This window comes from Pseudomonas moraviensis (assembly GCF_900105805.1).
Classification (GTDB): domain Bacteria; phylum Pseudomonadota; class Gammaproteobacteria; order Pseudomonadales; family Pseudomonadaceae; genus Aquipseudomonas; species Aquipseudomonas moraviensis_A.
In genome coordinates, this window is record NZ_LT629788.1 from 2,042,388 (window position 1) to 2,062,892 (window position 20,505).

At 55.9% G+C, this 20,505-nt stretch carries 6 protein-coding genes; 2 read left to right on the top strand and 4 right to left on the bottom strand.

The genetic code is table 11. The features are described from left to right. Positions 1–24: 24 nt before the first annotated feature. Both BLU71_RS09330 and BLU71_RS09335 read right to left on the bottom strand, forming a co-directional pair. Complete coding sequence (locus BLU71_RS09330) at positions 25–5,196, bottom strand: hypothetical protein (RefSeq protein WP_083352895.1); 5,172 nt, start codon at positions 5,194–5,196, stop codon at positions 25–27. A gap of 127 nt (positions 5,197–5,323) precedes the next feature. Next, complete coding sequence (locus BLU71_RS09335; RefSeq protein ID WP_083352896.1) at positions 5,324–6,736, bottom strand: hypothetical protein; 1,413 nt, start codon at positions 6,734–6,736, stop codon at positions 5,324–5,326. A gap of 759 nt (positions 6,737–7,495) precedes the next feature. Here BLU71_RS09335 and BLU71_RS09340 point away from each other — a divergent pair. Together BLU71_RS09340 and BLU71_RS27560 are read left to right on the top strand one after the other, a co-directional pair. Beyond that, entirely contained in the window at positions 7,496–8,635 is a 1,140-nt protein-coding gene (locus tag BLU71_RS09340; RefSeq protein WP_083352897.1) for a PD-(D/E)XK nuclease family protein, read from the top strand. A gap of 137 nt (positions 8,636–8,772) precedes the next feature. After that, positions 8,773–9,792: an HNH endonuclease gene (locus tag BLU71_RS27560; RefSeq protein WP_231982501.1), complete on the top strand. Its 1,020-nt coding sequence runs from the start codon at positions 8,773–8,775 to the stop codon at positions 9,790–9,792. Positions 9,793–10,060: 268 nt separating this feature from the next. Here the strand turns inward: BLU71_RS27560 and BLU71_RS09350 are convergent, their stop codons facing one another. Both BLU71_RS09350 and BLU71_RS09355 read right to left on the bottom strand, forming a co-directional pair. Continuing rightward, positions 10,061–14,410 carry a hypothetical protein gene (locus tag BLU71_RS09350; protein WP_083352898.1) on the bottom strand — a complete coding sequence of 1,450 codons (4,350 nt, stop codon included), beginning with the start codon at positions 14,408–14,410 and terminating at the stop codon, positions 10,061–10,063. After that, on the bottom strand, positions 14,398–20,421 hold the full coding sequence (locus tag BLU71_RS09355; RefSeq protein ID WP_156889223.1) for a hypothetical protein: 6,024 nt from the start codon (positions 20,419–20,421) through the stop codon (positions 14,398–14,400). The genes BLU71_RS09350 and BLU71_RS09355 overlap by 13 nt, the downstream gene beginning before the upstream one ends. Positions 20,422–20,505 lie beyond the last annotated feature (84 nt).

Here is a 20,505-nt window from a genome sequence, read left to right on the forward strand (position 1 = left end):
GCCTACTCAGCTAAAATTTCTTGCCTATTCAGCGTCATCCGCGCCTTCCACTTTCAGTTCGAGATCGCGTGCCTCGGCAATACCAATACTGACTAATCGACCAAGCGCGCGATCAATTCTCGTGCGTAATGGATGTCCAGGATTTAGTAGCGCCGGCTCTTGGATGAACGCTGCTTCCAGCCATTTGACCACTTTGCGTCCAATACCACGGTCAACCCACAGCGCAGGTGCCTGAGTGCGATCAAACCATGCTTCAGTGGCGTCAAGCAGAAAGTCGAGATGGCGCGTGCGTGTCGCAACTAGGAGAAGATTCATCGTGCACATTGCGACAAATGCCGTCGGCCCACCAGGCAGCAGCGGTCTAAGCGCTGGAAGGAGCGGGTCAAGGCGATCGAACAATACGGGTGGTAAATAACTCTGCGTCCCGTTGAAAGGGTTGTAAGTATTTAACAATATCTTTGCGACGATTCCACCGCTCTGCATGTCAATCCGTGAGTTGGCCGGGTCATCGGCATATCGCCACCTGTGGAGTGTCATCACGCGTTGTGCCAAACGGACACGTAAACCCGCTGGCCTTGCGGCTGGGCGCTGCGGATCATTGAAATAAAGAATGTCAGCCGAGTGGATGACAGTTTGCGCGACCTCGCTAAACGGCAAATCCGGCAGATCCGTCACAAGTTTCAGATCAGTTTCGAACGCTGCATCAGTAGCCTCGAGTAGGCGCTCAGCGAACAGCGCATAGTACTGAGTATTCCAATCGCCCGGATCGTGATCAATCTCAGTATCTAAGGGTAGACCTAGTCCGTTCATCCGAGCGGTCCAGTCGACATAAACTTCGACCACCTCCTGCCGCCAATCGATTGAACCCTTGCGCGCGGTCTGTACCATCGCCAGCCATTGCGCTGCCGCCTTACTGTTGACGTGGATGACCGACGATGGCTCGACCTCCGCAGATTGGATCACGTTGTCTTCCTCAAACTCTGTCGGCGTGACGAGTCGAGAAACGTGGAGTCGCGAACTACGTCGCAGCAGCGGGTGTTCTTCTGGCCAAGCCGGCCATGCAGGTTCGGCCTCGCCATCCAGCCAGGCGATTTCGGCCGCTACCGCGCCATCAACCGCCGCTGTCCGCTCAGCGTCGAAGCGCGCATGCTCTGCCTCATCCTCCTCGTCGTAGCTCTTCCAGCGCCAAATCATGCTTGCGAACGCAGCGCGCATGGCTGCCTTGAAGAGTTTGGGCTCAGTTTTCAGGACCCGACCGAGTCCGGCTGCGAATGCTGGCGCTGCGCTACGGTCCTCTCGCGTCGCTAGTTGAATCAGGGAGTTCCGGTCCGTCTCTTTCCCCTTCCGCGCCCAAAGATGGATTAGAGTGAGGATGGCAATAGCCGGCCGATTGAAGCGCAGCATATCTTCTGATCCGGAACCTCGGTCGGAATGCTCCTCAAGCGCGATGGCAACGACTTCGCGGACCCACCCCTCATTGGTGTCAAGTAGTCCGTCGTCTCCATCCCGAGCCACTAGCAAGGCGGTCGTGATAAGGCGAGTTGATCGCGACCTGAGTGCATCGGTATCGGTATCGTCAGGAAGATCGCCGTCCGCATGTGCGACCTCATCGCGCGCCGTTGCGGCGTTGGCGTATTCACTGCCGCCGGCGATCGCGAGTTCGATGCTCGATTCAATCTCGGTTGAACGCATGAATGCTATCCGTTGTTTCTCCATCGCTTCGAGATGTGCAGCTTCGTCCGCAGGCGGTCGGTAGCTTAGTCTTCCGCCCCCGATGTCAGTCCAGTTCGATCGTTGCAGCATATTGTTGGTAACCCGCGCAACGAACCGCGCGTCGCTCCAGTTCGAGTAGGATTGGATGGGCTCGAGGCTGGCGACAGCGTTACCCAACTGCTCGCGCAGACGGTTCGCCACTGGATCGTCTCCCAGATAAAAGTGCACCACGTCGGACAAGGTTATGTGTCGAGACGGGCGACTCTTCAAGTCAGCAAGCCTGACCTTGTTGTTCGGCTCCTTCGCAATTGCGAACTGATCAATACGCAACCCAAGCTGATCATGATCTCGACGCATGCGGTCGGTGGCCAGCAGTTCCGGATCTGCGATCAACGGCGCAAGCGCATCGCGGGATACTTCCAAATGCGAAAGTAGCGTATCGACCGCAACTAGAACGTACGCCGCACAGCTCCCATCGGGACCGAAAATATCCGCGAGCACTTCATCGACCGGGACACCATCATCGAGCCTTTGCTGGCTCCACGCTTCCAACGCCTTAAGCCCGGAGGCCGTCGCATAATCGCGGCATTGATCCCGCGACCAGAGATAGCTGTCGGCATGGGGAAACACGCGGGGACTAGCGCCGAAAACGAGTTTAAAGCCTGGATCTTCGGTTGCATGCGAGTCAGTGCTGAATGCAATCGCTTCCTTGACTAGTCTCCGGATCAGCTTTAATCCTTCGTTGGGCGCGGACTCCAAAAGATCGAGGAATGGGGGCTGCGCTGGCGAAGCCGGCAAGTATTTGCTGTCGGCGAAAGTGAAGGCCTGCTCCATTATGCGGCCACGAAGACCACGCTGGTCATGTGTCTTAAGGAGGCTCGCTAACACGAGATCCGCCAGTTCGGCTGGCGCAACCGGCGCAATCACTTTCGAAAATTGCCGGATTGCATCGACTTTGTAGATGTCCCGTTCGCTGCCGACCTCCCTGAGATAGGCTTTGAGCTCATCAGGTGCGAACTTTCCGAGCAATAGAGCCGTTAGGCGAAGTTGCTCGATCATGCTACTTCGCGAGTCGCCCGCTATTCGTTTAGGGTATCGCTCTCCTGGGATCGTCACCGCGACATCGCGAATATCTAGCTGTCGCAGCCAACCGAACAGCATGACAGCCGTTTGATGGGCGAACATCTGAAGATGGCTGAGAAAATAGAGCTGAATTTTTACCAGCTCTATCACTGCGGAGATTGCTGATATCGATATCTCGGCCGAATGCGTCAGTATCCACCGCAGCACCACAATGGAAGAACCGGTGACGTCTGTCCGAAAGGAACGCGGCATATCGATCTTGGTAGAGTCCGACATCGTCATCAGGTCGGAAGTCGCAACGGTTTCGACCGCAGCAATCGTTGTGCACAATTCAACGAGGAGGGCCGCACCGTCCGCAAGTAATTCGGTGCTGCACTTTTCGAGCAATTCGTATGTGACCTCTGAACGCGACAAAGCAAGGATCGCCTGACGCCGCCACGACCCATGCGCCTCTGGTACCGAGAGCTGCACGAGCAACTGGAGCCATCCGCGGCAGTCTGCATCCGACTCAAGCGCGAGGCGAGCGGCGAACTCGATACCACGGGCAACCCGCGGCGAGACCGGTACGCTAATGTCCAGAGCGTCCAATTGCTGTGGGTTCTCGGCGATATAACTGCCTATTGCCCAGTCGCGCAATACATCATGATAGAAGTCGAGCCGGTCGCGTCGTATCTCCCTGAGCGTCATAGTCTCAATCAAGTGTGAACGCGCTGCCGAATCTTCGGAAACTTCAATCCCTCCTTCTCCCCTTAGGGCACTTGCGGCAAGCCCGGCTATCAACCGCTGCGCAGCGCGGGTGTCATGCGCAGGTGCGCCATCCGCACTCTTCCACCAGAAATCAGCCATCGCAGCTTCGGTCCTGACCCCAGTAGAGCTAGGCACTTTGAGAAGCCGGGACAAACGGTAAAGATTTCGGGCTAGCCCAGCGGCTGGACACCTCGAGTCCAACAGCGATCGGAGATTCGGCGCTTGATCGACAAGTGTCGCAACTTCACCCTCCGATAGGGGCCCGACCTGAATCGAGTACGCCCCCCCCATTGCGGCAGTGATTTGATCGTCGAGCCAGCGTTCAATATCGATGTTGCCGCACGTGCGTGTTGTGACAATCACCTTGAAGCTTGGGATCGCGCTCGCTGCCCTCATGAGCTCAGCGATAGTGCGCTGGCGACCGGGATCGTCGAACATGTCCAGGCCATCGATGAAGAGGACCGCTCCGCCGCTTGCGGCCAGATCTGTCAGGAATTCGACAGCCGATCCTGGGATACCAAGACTGTTTGAAAACGGCAGCCAGCCCCCTGGAGGCGTTGAATCCCGGTCGAGGACGATGATCGGTGCCTGGCGCGAAACACGTTCAGCGAGATGGCGAAGAACCCAGGATTTACCGACGCCGGGATCCCCGCGGACCTCGACGAAACGATGCACTTCGGGAGCCTCGTCGAACGCAGCGATTGCTTCTTGCCGCGGCAAGGTTACCCCCGCTACAGTCGTGCCAATATGAGCAAGCGTGTTCTGCACAAGCTCCGCGAGTTTAATGCGTGCCGGACCATATTCGCGGTCGCCAGCAAGCCGGAAACCTGCCTCGGCCAGATTGGCCCCTAAGGTTTTTCGGTCGACTTCACCACCGGTAGTCCCGATCTTAATTGACAAGTCGACCAGCCGACTCCAAAGCGCTTCAGCACGATTAACGTCCTCGTCACTAAGCGCCATCCGTGCTAGCGCAAGTCCATAAGTCCGGGTGATTGGAGACGTCGCTTCAAAGTCAAACTCGAGAATTACTATCCGTCGTAATAGCCGCCAGATCACATCATCGTCATCGGGAACACCGCCGGCTACCAGATGTTTTCGCGTCGTCTCGACGAAGTCACGCATATCCTTGCTCGCGACGCCTTTAGTATCTAGCCGAGCAAAAAAGACCGTCGCGCTCTCCATCAAATGAGCCCACTTAAGCACATCTTGATAAGCGCCGGAAATTTTGCGGCTGGTCCGCTGCGTCGCGATTCCGAGAAGGTGTCGATCCGCCGAAACAGTACGTGCAACACTCCGCGCAATTTGGAAGGCGACTCCTTGATAGACGCTGTCGCCCGGCGAGAAAGTGATATCCCGCTTCGACTGAATTTCGAGGATGGCGTCGCCGTCTCGCCCCACGCCAGAAATGATTAGGTCATCAAGCTCAAACCCTTGCTCTGTGCCCTGAAATCGGACGCTGGCGACACGTGCGGTTGGCATACCTGGTGCACGATTACCCGTCAGCAGTGCGAGCAAGTAGAGGGCACCAAGTTCGCCCTCAATATAAGCGCCGGCCGGCCCTCGCGAGGCCGGGCTTGAGCCGTACTCCATTTCTATCCGAACTCCACGTCCATTATCGATAGCCAGGCGAATGGTCGCCCCTTCGGCAAGCATACCCTATGTTCAAACTCTGAACGGACCGCAACTGAGGCAATTTTGATATTATTGGCGAAAAGAGGAATATGCGACGTACTGCATATCACCCTCCTACCCAACCCAGTCATCCACCTGGTTTTTACCTTCATCTATTGTCTCCGCCGCACGTACCGGAGTACTCAACATCTAATACTCGCACATATTCCCTCTTGAAAAAATTAGGCTTCTCATTCGCCCGAAACTCATACATGGGCCCATCATATTCAAAAATGTTCAACACTAATCGATAAAACAGTGTGAGTGTATTTGAAATCCGCCATTGCTCCTTGAGTTGGTTTAAATTATCATTTTCCTTAAACATTGGATGCGCAGCTGAGTTACGCAGATCATTCCATGCTTTTTTTTCAGTCCGCAATACCAATCCTTTATCGATGAGGATCCCTAGCGCCTTACCAGGATGTATATTCCCCCAACGCACAACACTTGAAATCAATGTTTGCTTATGATCATCCCGCACATCTAACTTTCCAAGCTCATCAATCAACGCCACTTTCGCAGTCTCTAACTCCCCATCTGAGCTAGCCAACTTTAACTCCGGTATAAATACATCGTTTAGCAACCCCTCAACTGCTACTGCAAGGGTGAGAATAGAAATATTATTTTCGGATTGAAAAGAATGCCAGACACGCTGCCATTGACTGTATGCACTCTCGAAACGCAGCGGATTATTTCGCTTAACTCTAAGCATTGAAGCAAGAATTGCGTAATGGCACGCCGGAAAACCTTCGCCGACGACCGAATCACTTATAGGCGCTGGCATCGCCTTTCCTCGTAAGCTGTTGCGTACAGTCTTGAAATGCATAACTGTTTCGCTGCCTACTCGTTTGATAACGCAGTAGGGTTGTGGCATTACGCCTGAGGAGAGACCAATATAAAAAAGTAATGATCGATAAAGTTCATCCGCGACGAATTCGCCCCTCACCCGAACCTCAACTCTATTCTCCTTGTTTATAACGTTTACTGTAGCACCTTCAATCTGCAAATCTGACTCATTCCATGTATGCGACTCCCCTCCATAACTGTCCGACTCAGAATTCATTTTATTTGTCGGAATCCTGGGTTTTTCTAAAAGCTCAAAATACATATAGTTTTTCGAGTCAGACTTGCTTATATCCTCCTCAACAAAATACACTTCATTAATAAAAACATGAATCTTATAAGGCGCCCGCATATGAAACACACTTATACGTAACGAAAACCCTTCAGCAAATATTTTATGACCCTCTAGCGAGTTAGCCTCCAAATATAATTTTTGATTTTTATCCAACGAATCATTCGGGAATGACACATGAAAACCACTTACATTAGAAGGTGGCTTATTGTTAGCCTCCATACAAATAAACTCAAGATAGATAGTTCCTACCTGATTAACCCTTATAACCCCATAACCTCTAAGGCAAAGACCGCCTACACATTTTTGAGTAATGGATACACTCACACAGTGCAACTCCAGCTTTCCATCACGCATCGCATCAATCATTTTTTCGGAAGCGATCATTTATATCTCCATAGACATTCTTGAGCCACAGAGCAGCTTCATTTGTCAGCGGTGTCAACAGGCGAAGACATAGGTACTCATGGTGCTTTATATCTATCACCAAGAAAATCGACCATCAAATGACAGAGCATGCCTAACTCTGTGCTCATGAGCTGTTTTCGGCCGGGGATTTTTCGAACTAGCGAATTTTTTAGAGAGTTTATGTCCACGATTAAGATAAAAACACCAAGAATTGTTTCCAAAAATAGGCTCCCATCCATTTCTTTTAGATTTTGCCCAAGCATTGACCAACACTGTTTATGCGGAAACCAATCGCCCTAAGGTACTAAAATATAAAGATTATTCATCAGACTTGAAAACCGTCGACTGTAACAGGTCCATGAGTTCGAATCCCATCGCCTCCGCCATTTTAAGCACGACAAAGCCCTGATTATTCAGGGCTTTGTCGTTTCTGGAACTCACGATTTCTGTTCCACCATTTCTGGATCATTTCCGCATCATTTGGGTCGTTTCCGCAACCCCGACCCTACGATGCCACTTCTCCCGCCGAATCAAGCAGCGCTACCAATAATGAAGAATGCGTTCGATGGCATTTCGATAGGCAGCTTTAAACAGCCAAACCGGGTCATCGAGTGTCTAGAAAAGCCGGGGCTAATTCCGGATTACTCGAAGCCATAGACATCAAATAGCCATTACATCAGAGCGTGCTTTGCCTGATACTACGCGCCGTAACTCGGCCTTAATTAGGGACTCTCTTTCATGGACGATTTTTTGCAAACCGTGGCTCTACTGCGTGCGAGGTATCAGCGCCCGGCAGGCTTCAACCTCTTCTCCGTACTCCGCAGCTCAAGTGATGAGGTTCGGCTTCACTCACGCTTCCTCGCCTTCCTACTCGACCCTAAAGCTACCCATAACCAGGGAACAGCGCTGCTAAATCTGCTGTTGAAGCGAGTGGGTATCCAGAACTTCGATTCGGAGAATGCGATTGTCGAAGCCGAGTATCGGAGCATAGACATCCTGGTTCGCAACCAATCTAAGCAGGCAGTGATCATCGAAAACAAGATCTACGCCGGCGACCAAGACGAGCAGCTCTGGCGTTACCACCAGCGAATGCAGGTGGAAGGCTACCGCGAGATTTGGACCACATACCTCACCTTGGATGGTGCCGGGCCCAGCGAACAAAGTAGCAAGTCCCTGCCTGTAATTCTTCTCAGCTACGAAACCGAGATCATCGCTTGGCTGAAGGACTGTATCCCACTGGTTGCCCGCGAGCCCGGCGTGCGGGAAAGCGTTTTCCAGTACATCGAACTACTCCAAAAGTTGACATCCAGTGATCAGGGCGAGGTCTACATGAGCAAGCTGAAAGAACAGATCCTGCAGGGCGAGAACCTTTTCGTAATTGCCGACATCAACCATGCATTCAAGTCCGTACTGGCCGACCTGCAGTTCGATATTTGGGAGCGCATGGCGGCTTGCCAAGCAAGCCAGTATCCGTACCTCGGCAAGCCAGAAGTTACGGCCACGAAGGAAACAGTTTCCGCTTATTACAAGAAGATCAAAAACAGTAAATTCATCGGTCTCTACTTCCCCTTCAATTTTATGCAGGGCGGCGTGTACATCGAGCTCAACCACCGTCTCTACTGTGGTTACTACTGTGACGGTGAGCAGTTCCCGGAAGACCGGGAGCGACTATTTGCGCTAAGTAAAGAGATCGCGCCCAGCGCTCGCAATTCGGGCTACCTGTTCTGGAAGTACCCTGAGGTCAATGTGAATTTCCATGCTCCTTCAAATGAGGATCTGGTGCTCCTCCGAGATCCGGAGACGAGAGAGTCGATTGCAGTCAGCCTGATCGATAGTGCGCACGAACTGTGGCAGCGTGCTCACCAGCAGTTCGCCTAAAAGCAGAAAAACATTCGAAGGAAGACGAGCTATGACCAAGGGTTGGAGCAACGAAGAGCTACTCGCGGCTGTCGAGGCCTACCGCCGAATGGCAGAGAAGCAAGAGTCAGGAGTTAGTTTCTCAAAGAAGCAGGTTTATGAGGATCTGGCTGCGGTTTGATCGCTCTACAAAAGCATTCGAATATCGAATGCAGAACATATCTGCAGTGCGCAATGAGCTGGATTTGGCGTGGATACCAGGCCTAAAGCCTGCTGTTAATGTTGGGACGGACATGAAGGCCAGAATGATCCGACTCATTCAAGGGGAGACTCCTGAAGAAGACACAGGAGCAAACAAACTTGAAGACAGTCGCACGTGGGAGAAAGCTCTTACCACTGTAACTCAACTTGGAGGCACCGCCAGTCGAAAGCAGGTCGAAGATTGGATCCTCACCCGTGATCCGGGGTACAACACCAAAAGCCTGGCAGACCTCTACATGATGGCTGTTAACTCCCCTGCCCGCACTGGCTACTCACAAAATGAAAAGCCTCGAAGGACTGACCAGGGCAACCGCTACGACAGGCTGTTCAAGGTCGGCAAGGGCATCTTTGAGACTTACGATTCGGCTCAGCATGGCATTTGGGAAATTTACCCCGACACATCATCGGGGAGCCGATTTGGCGTCTCTATTCGACGGGTTTCGAATCCTGTCGAAGAAGCACTAGCAGTCGCCGAGGATACTGCTGAACAAGCAGCCATCTTTGACCCCACAGACGTAGTCGATGCCAGAAAGCGCGTATCCGCCGACATCATCCGTCGCAGAGGGCAACCCGCTTTCCGCAAAGCTCTAATGGACGCCTATGGCGACGCCTGTGCCATCACGGGCTGCAACTTGCCCGCCGTGCTCGAGGCCGCGCACATCCACCCCTACAAAGTAGGCCACACAAACGTTGTATCCAATGGGCTGCTTTTACGAGCGGACATCCATACCTTGTTCGATCTAGGACTGATCGCCATCGAATCCGAGGCGATGGTCGTACAGGTGTCACCAAAACTGGAAGGTACCGATTATGGAAAGTTGGATGGTTCCCCGCTTCGTCAGCCAAAACAAAATTCACACCGAGTAAGCCCAGAAGCGTTGGATTGGCACTCGAGTCAGTGTGGATGGTGCGACTAAACGAGAAACTGTGGCCTGTTCCGACGTTGGTGGACAGATATTAAGAGCGCAGATTTTCCAGGCTAACAAGGTCAGACTCCGCATCAAATTTGAAGCTGGTAAAGTTCGATAAGCACAAATGAGCCGCACGCATTAACGAATCGGATAACCGCATTCGGCCGATAGCAGCCCGTCGCGAAGGGCAGCTATCGGCCGACAGCGGATTTCTCTAGGAGAATGCCCGCACAGGTTGCCAGCGTGTAGTCTGCCACAGTAAAAAAGGAGCTGATCAATCTCGGTCATCGAGCGGAACCAGATCGAAGTACACCGTAATCGCACCGTGGCTGTCGGCCCTGTCGGCGCGTCGATAGTGCTCCTCCTCCAGGATCGCCACCCGGAGCCGGTCGCGGCCGGGCACCTTCCCCGTGTTCAACTCTCCATGCCAGCAGGCTTGGCCTTCGCGCACACTGCGTGGCCATTCTGAGGGCTCCCCATCCGCCACCCACGCAGACTCGCCACCACCCTCGTGATGGGCGCAGCGACGTTCCAACCAGCCGAACATGCGCGGCTGCACGCTCTGCGTGTTTCCTTCAAACGAAACGCCGAACACCGTCACCTTAAGCAACTCCTTGTTGCCGCGGTCGCGCATGATTACCGCCTCGCGCTCGTCCGACAGTTGAGCGTAGTCAGCCACCACAATTTCCGATACCTGGCACAGCGGCAGCCCATGGAACTGATAACGGCAAAATGCCAGGCGCACGAACGGGCGCGACACCGCGCTCGGATTGACGACCGCAATCTCGGCTCGCCAGCTGCCCTCTTCAGCACAGAACACCGGCTGGTACAGCGCCATGCGCATTTGCGCACCTTTACGGTCGGAAACGTCGAGTGGATAGTCGACCACCTGCGGTGCGCCGCCCAAGTGGCTAGCGGTGAGATAGTCGGGCAGGCGCGCTAGACTCTCCCCCCCTTGTCGAGTCGGATCTGCCCCCCAAAACGAGGCCAGCTTTTCGAAGCGCTCGCGGACATCACCGAACCGGTCGGCCGGGTCCACCTGCCCGAGTAGCACCAGTGCCAGCAATTCACCGTTTCCGCTGTCGAACCAGTCGCAGTCCATGTGAACCGCCAGCACACTGGTGCGAGTGCGGCGTATAGCCGTCGAAGTCCTTTCGGTTCGAAACGCAAAAGCGGGCAGCACGGCCATCAACGAAGGTGGCTTCGGCTTCCTCGACGCCAGGATGTGGTGATGGCGAGGGCCGGGCTGGCTTGCGAGCTCGGCAAGGGCGTCGAAGTGGCCCGAGGTAAGCGTCGGCCAAGCGAAACTGTCCCCCACCATTCGGCGCGTCGCGTCGTCTACCAGGCTCGAGACAGAGCTGATTCCGCGCGCCCAGTAGACGATTTCGCGGTGTTTTTGGTCATGCAGTTCATGCCTGCACGGCAGAGTCTTCGACATCAGCGGGCGCACCGCAGTGTTGTTGACCGGATCGCCCCCGATGATGTCGGAACCGAGTTCATGGTGCTCATAACGCTGTGCCTCGCGCACGAATGAACGCGGCGGTTCGCCGCCCCGCCCTTCCGCGTGCGCCTTAATCAGGCTCGCCAAGCTGCCCTCGTACTCGACCCAACTACCGTACACCTCGATCGTGCCGGTGCTACCGGGATCAAATTCAAGGCTGGCTTCGAAAAGTTGACTGGTGTCGTTTTCCCCACGCCCGTCGAGCTTCAGCTGTAACAGGGGAAGCTGAGCAGGCCGGTCCAATACGTGCTCAATGTCAATCATTGTCTGGTTAGCGAGGAATTGCATCAGTCCGGAGTCAAGCGAGCGTAACATCCCTTCGTCCATCGCTTGCAACGTGGGGCTGCCGACCTTTGCCAGCATCGCCTTTACGCGGCGGGGGCCGAAGGCGTGGCGCTGGTCCAGTATGTCGAGATCACCGAGCGGGGCTACCACCAGCACCATTGACTCTCCCTGCGGTAGGTACACATCGAGCACCGATCGCTGGTGGTCGGCGACAAACAGGAGGTGGCCGTCCCGCTCGGCTGCGTGCAGGTCCACTTGGACTTCCCGCGCATTCGGCCAACGGCGCTTATGGTAAAGCTGGAACTCGGCGAGTACCGGCTTGCCCGCGCGGTCGCATACCGGGATCCAGTGGCCGCTGCCGGGACACGAACGGCGCGCCGCGTAGATGCGGATCCGAGTGACAAGGGGATCAGGATGATACGGCATACTCCGCGGTTTGCCGCCGGACAAGCCAGTGCGTTTGAAGGCGGGCTCGCGTCCGTCAGCGCCAGCGCCAGCGGATGGCACCAGCACGAATTGCCCCTTGTCGTCCATCGCGACATTGGCGAACGCGGACTCTTTCGGCTTGACCTGCTCGAACATGCCGTTTTTCCACGTGGAATACATGTCCTCTTCTTTACCTGGCACGATGAAGCGGCGCGAATGCCGGTGGTTGCTACGCCCATTCTGCAGACCGGTGGCCACCACCATCCGAGTGGCGTGCTCGGCCGGCCACCATTCGGGCGGTCCCATTGCTCCTGCGAGCAACACCACTGGCGCCTTCAGCCGTTCCCAGCGAAGCAACCGGAATGGCTCCTGCTTACCGCCGGCATGGCTACCCACACTCAGCAGTGGGTCTCGGCCGGTGTCGCTCTGTCCGAACGCAACGGCTGCCTGTTGCGCGGTCTTCAGGGAGGAACCATCGCGCAGCACCAGGCGCGCGCCCATGTACACCTGGTCACCAAAGCGAAACGGTGGAAGCGAGCTCGGCGTCACCGATTCCTCCTTCCCAAACACGGACGAGGCAACGGCATTGGGTTGCCGGCTGCCAATGCCCCAGCCGTTCCAGTTGCACAAAGCTTCCGATACGCTCGACGTCGATTGATCGCGCTTATCCGATTGCACCAGAGGCGAAAAGCCAGCGTCGCGCGCCAGGTCGGCCTGTGAGCGTGCCCGTTTCACGGTTGCATAACTAACGGTGCGTGAGGTCAGGTCGAACCAGTCGATCCGGTCACCGCATAGGCGCCCGAGATGCGGGCGAATGCCTATCACCAAGTCGTCGAGAAACACCAGTGTGTTCGCTTGGCTACGTTGCGCAATTGCTAAATCGGGTCGCATTATCCAGTGTAGGATCAAGTCATGCGAGTGTATTTCACCAATTGCAACCGGCGGAAGGGTGAAGCGGTTGGCGCCGGGCGAATATTCCGGCATACGGTTACGGTCGGTCTGGGCCCCGTTCTGTAGTGTCATCAGCGCTTCATCAACGCGAAAGTCAGATAGCATGAACTGTGGCCCGCTCTTCGAATAGTCGGCACCCAGCCGCAGGTAGCCGCGGGGGTCGAATACGCCCCGCATTGCCTGCGACCGCGTGTCCAGCTTTACGGACGTGGAAGCCTCCGCTCGTGGCAACGGGGTGCCCTCGGGTCCCATAACGCAAGCCTGACCGCTATCGCAGAAACCAGCGACGCTGCGCCACTGCGGTTGCACCGATATCTGCGACTCCTGCGCCAGAGCTGGTACTTCGATTTCGAAGTCGAACAGCATACCGATACTGCTCAGCATGCCCGGCTCTGCCATCAGCATTGCTAGCCGGTTTTGAGCGCTGTTGTAGCGATCCTCGTCCGAGGCGGTGCTATTCACTTCTGGCTTGTACGGCAGTCCAGTGACCAGTTGCGCAACGGCCAGCTTCCACCACTCATTATCGCGACTCTTTTGGGGCTCAACCCACTTGGAAAACAAGCGCGAGTCCGTTTCCTTGGCCACATTGAGCTGATATATGCTTTTCAACAACTGGTTGCGCGAATTGGCCGAAAACACTGTAGTGACCATAGCTACGTCGGGTTTGCCCGCTGTTGTTGGGGCCAACTGCGGCCGATACGCCGCGTCGATATTTTGTAGCAGCTGCTGCTCGGCGCTCGACAGCATGGAGCGATCCTGCGGGGTACGGGCTGCAGTCAGTTCGCTCAGGGTTGGCTTGGGTGGGAGAAAAATATTCGCTAGCGCGGCGTATTCAGTTCGCAGGACGCGCTGCCAGGATTCGTGGGCGTCTGCAGTGACCGCATTGTCTTCCACTCGTGGGAAAAGGCTGTCGATCGCTGCGGACATTCCGGGGGGATGACCGGATAACGCTTGCGCCGTCGGCACTAGTTGCGTCATCTGGTGCGTAACAAGGTGGGCGACAATATCCTGCGCGCCCCGCGCAAATGCGGTAACGGGGTCGCGCAGCGTAATCGGAGTAGACTTCGCTGCAAATGCATTGTGGACGTTGGTCGCCGGCCGCGTGACGTGGGCGAAGAAGGTGTCCCACAAGTTGGTGGAGATGGTATCGAGCACCGCCTGGGGTAGCACGTGCTCGATATGCAGCGGCGGCGCTCCACTGTCAACGGCAATGCTGACCTCAAATGCCCGTAGATTTTTCTTGACCCATTCTGGCCAGTTCTGGACGACGCCTGCGGCATCGAACGGTCCACGGTCGGAAAACGTCTGCTGCTTGAACAGCGCCATCGTCGTTAACGCCAGCACCTGGACCGTACCGGAACCCTTACTGCGCGTAGAAACGCCCTTGGGAATGACAATCCATCCGATCGTGATCGGGTCTTCTGAACTATTGGCCTGGGTGGAGCAATTCAAATTGGGCACGCGACCTCCCCAGGTCTGGTATACGCCGCCTGAAACTTGCGCCAGGTCGGCTCGTGCAGGAATACCGACAGCGGCTCCTGCTTACCGTAAATATGTTTTTCAGGCACCTGCGCAGTGTCAGGGCCCAGCAGCCGACGACTCGCAGCCGCGTTGGAAACGGCGTAATCGACGCTGTAATTAAGTGACCACTCAAAGGGCGAGCAGCCGATTTCGACCGAAAACTCACCATGACCAGTAACTCGGGAGTTCTCGTACACCAGAGCAATACGCAACGCGACGCTGATTGAAATAATACCAAGCACATTTCCTGAGCCGCCGGCGAAGAAGAACCCACTAAGCAGCGGCCCAGAGCTCGACTGTTTGAAATAAAAGCCGAGCGTAATTCGGCCATCGCCTTTGACAGCGCCAAGGTCAAATGCCGCTACCAGGCCGGCGGCAAATTCCGCCTCGATCGATACGAGCCGGTCGCCGGCCATCTCGACACCGAAAAACATCGTACCGCCATATGGAGCGATGAATAGTAAGGCTGGGCTGGCGCGGGACGACACGCTAAACGTCGTAACCGCTGCGCGGTCGTCGAACGGAATTTCGATTCCAGCGTCGATAACCATATTCTGAATGATCATGCCGGCTAACGGGATCGTGCCAGGGTTGATGCGATAGCCGGCGCGCATGCCATTTGGCACCGGAAGCACGTACGGTCCGTTGCCTCCCTTGAAAAAAGCTCTGAGTCCATCGACGACACTGAGGCACCCCTTGAACCCGACGTCGTCGATTTGGGGAGGATACAATTTCGATCCGGAACCGGATATAGACTCAAATTTCACTTCCCTGAAACTGATGATCAACAGGTCAAGCAGGTTCAGACGGAAACTAGTGAGTACGCCGGTAAAGTCGGAAGATGACGCACCACTGAGTAGATTGTGGCGAATATGCGCACACAATTTCAGTGTCGCCTCGTTTGGAGTCGAAGCGCTACCAGGCTCAAAGATCGCCACGCCTTTCTTGATGATGGTCTTGAAATCGAAATCGAGCTTGATCTCAGCGGGAATCAGCTGCGACGCCATATCGCGGAGCTTTCCTTCAATTAGCATGATGACGTGGCGGTCCGGAGCTTCGCCGATGCGCTTGATTTCTGCTCCTAGTTCCCGCCAGCTGAGCTGAATTTCTTCAATCGTTTTGATTACATCATCGAAGGGCGGCCCCCCAATATTGTCGAGCTTAGCGCTGTCGGTCACTAGCGTCTGGCGAGTGTTGTAGAGTGCGTTGACCAGTTTTTTCAAACGTGCAGCGCCATCCGGTCCGAGTAGGTATTCGAACTCGTTCACCATTTTCAGCCAATCGGGGTCGACGGTGGGTACCAGTGCCAGCAGCCAAGCCCGTAGTTTTTCGTCGATAACCCGCAGCACTATCATGATCCGTGCATGCAGTGCGTTGATCGACGGAGGGCATAAGATATACAGCGACGGCCTCGGCAATGGCATTGCGATATTTTGCAATCGCCCCTGGACAATGACGCAAAGTTTGACCAGTTCGATGCCACGACCGATAACTTCGTTATCGTTAAGCGAAGCGTTTTGCCACATCTGAGTGGCGCCATTCAGCACAGCTGAGATAGCCCGTACGCTGGCGCCAATCTGGCTTACCAGGTCTTGCAAGATCTGATTGACTTCTCGTCGCCCGCTGCCCGCCACCTCCACGCTCAGGAGTCCAAGTTTCCGGAACGTATCGGCCAGTATCGTGCGGACATCCGTAACCTGGTCGCGCACCACATTCAGGTAGGCCGTTGCGCCACCGGACAAACGAAGTTTGGTGGTTCGCGGCTGACCAAGCACCTGGTCGATATCAATCAACGCACGCCAAAACCGCTCGAGATGTCCAACCACCCGCGTAAAATTACTTGGATCGTAAGTGCTCAGCGCGAGGTAAGCAGCCGTCAGTTCGTCCACTGACGGTTCCACCCGGCGAAAAAAAGCGCGCGCCTCCTCATACTCACTCTCTGGCCAACTGCGCAGCACCTCATCAAGCTTGTGCAACGGTGCTTCGATAGCTCTGCAAAGCTGGCTGATGAAACTATTTGCAGCACCGGCCGCGGCTAGCAGGCAATCTCTGGCGACGGCTGCCAGCGAAGGCTCACAAACCTCCCAGTAATAACTCAGCTCCCGATACAAGCCGAAGACATCGAGGTAGACTTTCTGAAACTGCTGATAGAGTACGAGAAGTTGCTCTACCTGCTGGTCGGGCGGCAGCACGAGGGTGACCAGCCTATACAGGTAATCGACCAGTTCAGCGCAGGCTCTATTTAGCTGCACTGATACCGCCGCCCCGGCTTCGGCTTCTATTTCTCGCACTGCTGCAATGATTTCGGCTTTGAGCAATGCCAGTTGTTGTTCGACTCCGTCCCTGAGGTCGCGATATGCAAGTTCCAAGTCGGCCACCAGCTTGAGCCACTTCGTGATGAGGCTGGTAATATCAGTAGGAAGCAGCAAAGCCGGGTTCTGCATTAGGTTTTCGACAAAGCGACGCGCCTTCTCGAGCGCCCCACCCGCGACTGCGATCTGCTCAACTGCGATGGCGACATCAAGCTTTCCGGTACAAGAGATCGCGTTTATAGCACTGCCAAACTCTTGCAAATGTTCTTGGAGCGGGAGTAACGATTTGTACTTCGCCAATTCCGTCGCCAGGTCGTGTAAGACATCGGCCAGTACAGGCTTGCTGGCACTGACGAACTGGCATATTTTGATGCCAATATCTTCACCCGCAGCGTCCACTTGGTGGCGCGCCGACTCGATAAAGTGCGGCACTTCCTTCAGATCGAGCACCTCGCAAAGGTCGGCCAACTTGAGCACGCCGAGGAGCTTTGCGTCTGGACTAAACAAGTCGGAACCGCTGAAGCTCACTTTTGACGAAGCGCCACTTGCCAGCTGCGACAACCCCGCGCTACTCGGGGACGTGTGCAGCACTTGGGCCGTCTGCCCCATCAATCCAACCGATCGCGACAGAAAGTGCGCATTCATGTTCGGCGTGCCGACTGCCCCTGCTCGCTCACCTTTGCCGGAAAACGACATCGCCACAGGCGTTTGCAGGCTAAGAAAGACCTCGCTCTCGTTACTCATCGTAGCCGCCCCAGGCGCATCGAACCCGACTTGCCGGAACAATGGGGCAATCATAACCTCGGTGGACATCTGTGGGTCCTGTCCAGTCAGGCGGTTCAGTGCCGGAATGACGATCGAGGCGCCCTGCATTTCAGGATAAGTGGGTGGCTTACCGCTGGCTTCGATAACAGCACTGTTGACCAGATTCTCATGTAGGCCGAGCCGCACACTCATACGTGTTGTCACGTACGAGGTATCGTCAGATGTGCGCGGCGGCGCGTAGCGCACCTTGGCATTAAGCAGATTCATGTCGTACTGGCTAAGCTCATCTGATCCGAGCGGTGCGCATGCTTGCTGCTTGTGGCCCCACGTTGTCTGCGAACTACGATTGAAGGCTCCAGTAACCGCGATCATAGCTGCGAGATTGTGCGCGATAGTGTTTTCCACGAACGCTAGCATCGCCGTGCCCTTGCGCTTGGGGTCACCGTCGATGTCAAAACCGAATAGGTAGCCATGACCACGCTCGACGCAGATCTTGAACGCTGACTGTCCAAAACCGCAAAGCCCTGAAAGTGTTGGGTCTTCAATTTGCAGGCGCTCGCGCAACTCGAGCTCGATCTTCAGGAATGGCCACGTCCTGCCAGCGTAGGGCGCCAGCGACTCGCTGTATTGCACCAGCGGGTTGCTGATCTCGATGAAAAATTTCTGCATCGGCAGCGATAGCACGCCAAGCTCCGGTAACTTGACCTCGCGCCGCTCCGTTACTTTCAGCAGCGATGCGCGAATGCCGAATGGCAACAAGAACCCTTTGTAGACAAGAGTTTCGCTGCACAGCCTGCCGAATGTCTCGCGATGCTCCCAGCGTTCGACGCTCAGTGCGAAACCGGCACTCGTCAACGATGGTGGGTCCCACCGGCCAAGCGACTTGAGTGTTCCGCCCATCGACGAAAGCAACAGCGCGTCGGCGTAGAACGGTTGGGGGACATAAATGCCGACGCCCTTCTCGTGCGTGCCGCCATGGTCCGCCCGCACGTCCCGGGTGCCCAGCAACGCGGGCTGATCCCACTGCGAGGTCAGCCATACCAGTTCGCTACGGTCGCGCATGTCAAGCGAGGTGCGAAAGCCAGTTGGATCGGGATTATCGGCATGCACCGGATCGAAATGCCCGGGAAGTTGCTTGTTCAGCGTAAACCCGCGCGACGCGATCGCCCGCAGCGGCATTCCAGAACGAGTCTGACCAACATCGCCAACTAGGCGGAAAATATCGTGATGTTGGCCGGGCAATGGCGTTGCCAGACCGGACGGCCGGAAGCGGCCACCCTCGTCTGGCGACACATAGAGCGAGGTGGGCAGTTCGAGATAGGTGGCGTCGGCCGGCGGCACGGCCTTGCTCACTTGAATAGGAGCGCCGGTGACCGCCTTCCGTCGGGACTCGTCACTAGCCGCATCCTGGACCACAACCAGCTTCCACAGTTCGGCATCAAGCAGGCTGCCAAGCGACAGAGTGAGTTTCTTCAGTCGTGCCTGGGCGGCTAGGCTACGCTCTGGCGCCAGTCGGTACACCAGTTGCGAATCGCCCGATATTACGGCCTGCGACTCAAACCTGTTCGTGGCCTCATATTCAGGTGTTGCCGGATCGGCCGGCCTTTCCAAGGCTTTCGTCAGCAGTAGTTGCTCCACCGGCCAACCTGATGCGGGTTTTCCGCTCAGAAGGTATTTGTTTTTTTCGTTCTCTAAATAGCGAGTAAGAATGTCCTGCGGCAGCTCAGGTTTATCGCTGAATTGGTGCGGCGGAACAAAGAACGTTTCCTCAAGTACCGACTGCGCTCCCGTCAATACGGTCAGACGGCACCCCTCGCTAGCGCGTAGGCTGATACCCCTCCAGTTGCGCACAAGCCTGAAGCCATCGAGACAAAAGCGTAAAATCAGCGCGTTTGCTGGCCGTTTAAAAGTGATCTCCGCGCCATCAAGTGAGATTTCCTTATGTGCGAATGTAAACGGGCAGATCTTGGCGGCGGTACCGCCTGGAACCCGCGGAGCCCTCGGAAAGCGGATTGTGACACTGACGTTGGCATCGGAAGCGACTGCGACGGTATGGGGGTGCGCGCAACAGCTGACTGCAATCCCGCTGGCGTCCGATTGCAGACGTACCGGCTCGCCGGGATCCGCCGGTCGCGACACCAGAACACTGTTGCCGAACGGCGTTACAGCCTGGCCTTGGGCTGCGAGCCACAACGCGCTCGTGGCGCCGTCTGCGGTCACCGAACGGGCATACTCGGGGTCGCGTGCCAATACGCGGGCGCCTTGGCTCCTCGCACTTGCGACGTCTTCTCGGCTTACAACCGCGGCACCCACACCTTCGGCCAGAAAAGCGTGGTGCCTTGCGCCTTGAGCGTCTTCAGCCTGCTCCAGTCGCAACGAGGCCATTGATACCGTACTGACCGAGTAACCGTTGCATTGTTTTGCTCGTATCCGCGGCGCAATGCGCGCCTGACCGGCGCCTGCATGTATTAACATCTGGCTACGCAGCAGCGGCGATCGCGAATCGAGCAGCACCGTTTCCGCTGGGCGCGACAACACCACGCTATCGGCCAATCCCCGAAATTCAGTGCCGCCGAGGTGCCAGCCTCCCGGCGCGGTCGCTGCCAGCGCCAGCGAAGGGAAAAAACGTACCTGAGCGTGCACCAACTGGCGCAGATTGAGGAACGCACCGGCCGCGCCGGCGAAGACTTGGGCTTGGTCTTGAAACTCGACAGCCTCGTCGCCGGCCAGCCACGCAAACAAGGCTACCTCAACTGTCCGTGGATCGAGCGCGTGACGTAGCAACATGGTCGGCATGTCGGCGCGCAGGTCGAACGTCGCCTCGAAATCGGCGCTGACGTCTGTACCCGGATAGCGCGCACCGGACAGTGACAATATCGTTTTCCCGCCGTGCTCGACCATTTGAAGTAGCGGAGCACCAGCCAGCCAGCCGGTATCGAGCGACCAGATCGGTGTACC

Excerpts from the sequence above, each read along its gene's own strand:
- BLU71_RS09330 (WP_083352895.1), bottom strand. The coding sequence starts at position 5,196 with ATGCTTGCCGAAGGGGCGACCATTCGCCTGGCTATCGATAATGGACGT.
- BLU71_RS09335 (WP_083352896.1), bottom strand. The coding sequence starts at position 6,736 with ATGATCGCTTCCGAAAAAATGATTGATGCGATGCGTGATGGAAAGCTG.
- BLU71_RS09340 (WP_083352897.1), top strand. The coding sequence starts at position 7,496 with ATGGACGATTTTTTGCAAACCGTGGCTCTACTGCGTGCGAGGTATCAG.
- BLU71_RS27560 (WP_231982501.1), top strand. The coding sequence starts at position 8,773 with ATGAGGATCTGGCTGCGGTTTGATCGCTCTACAAAAGCATTCGAATAT.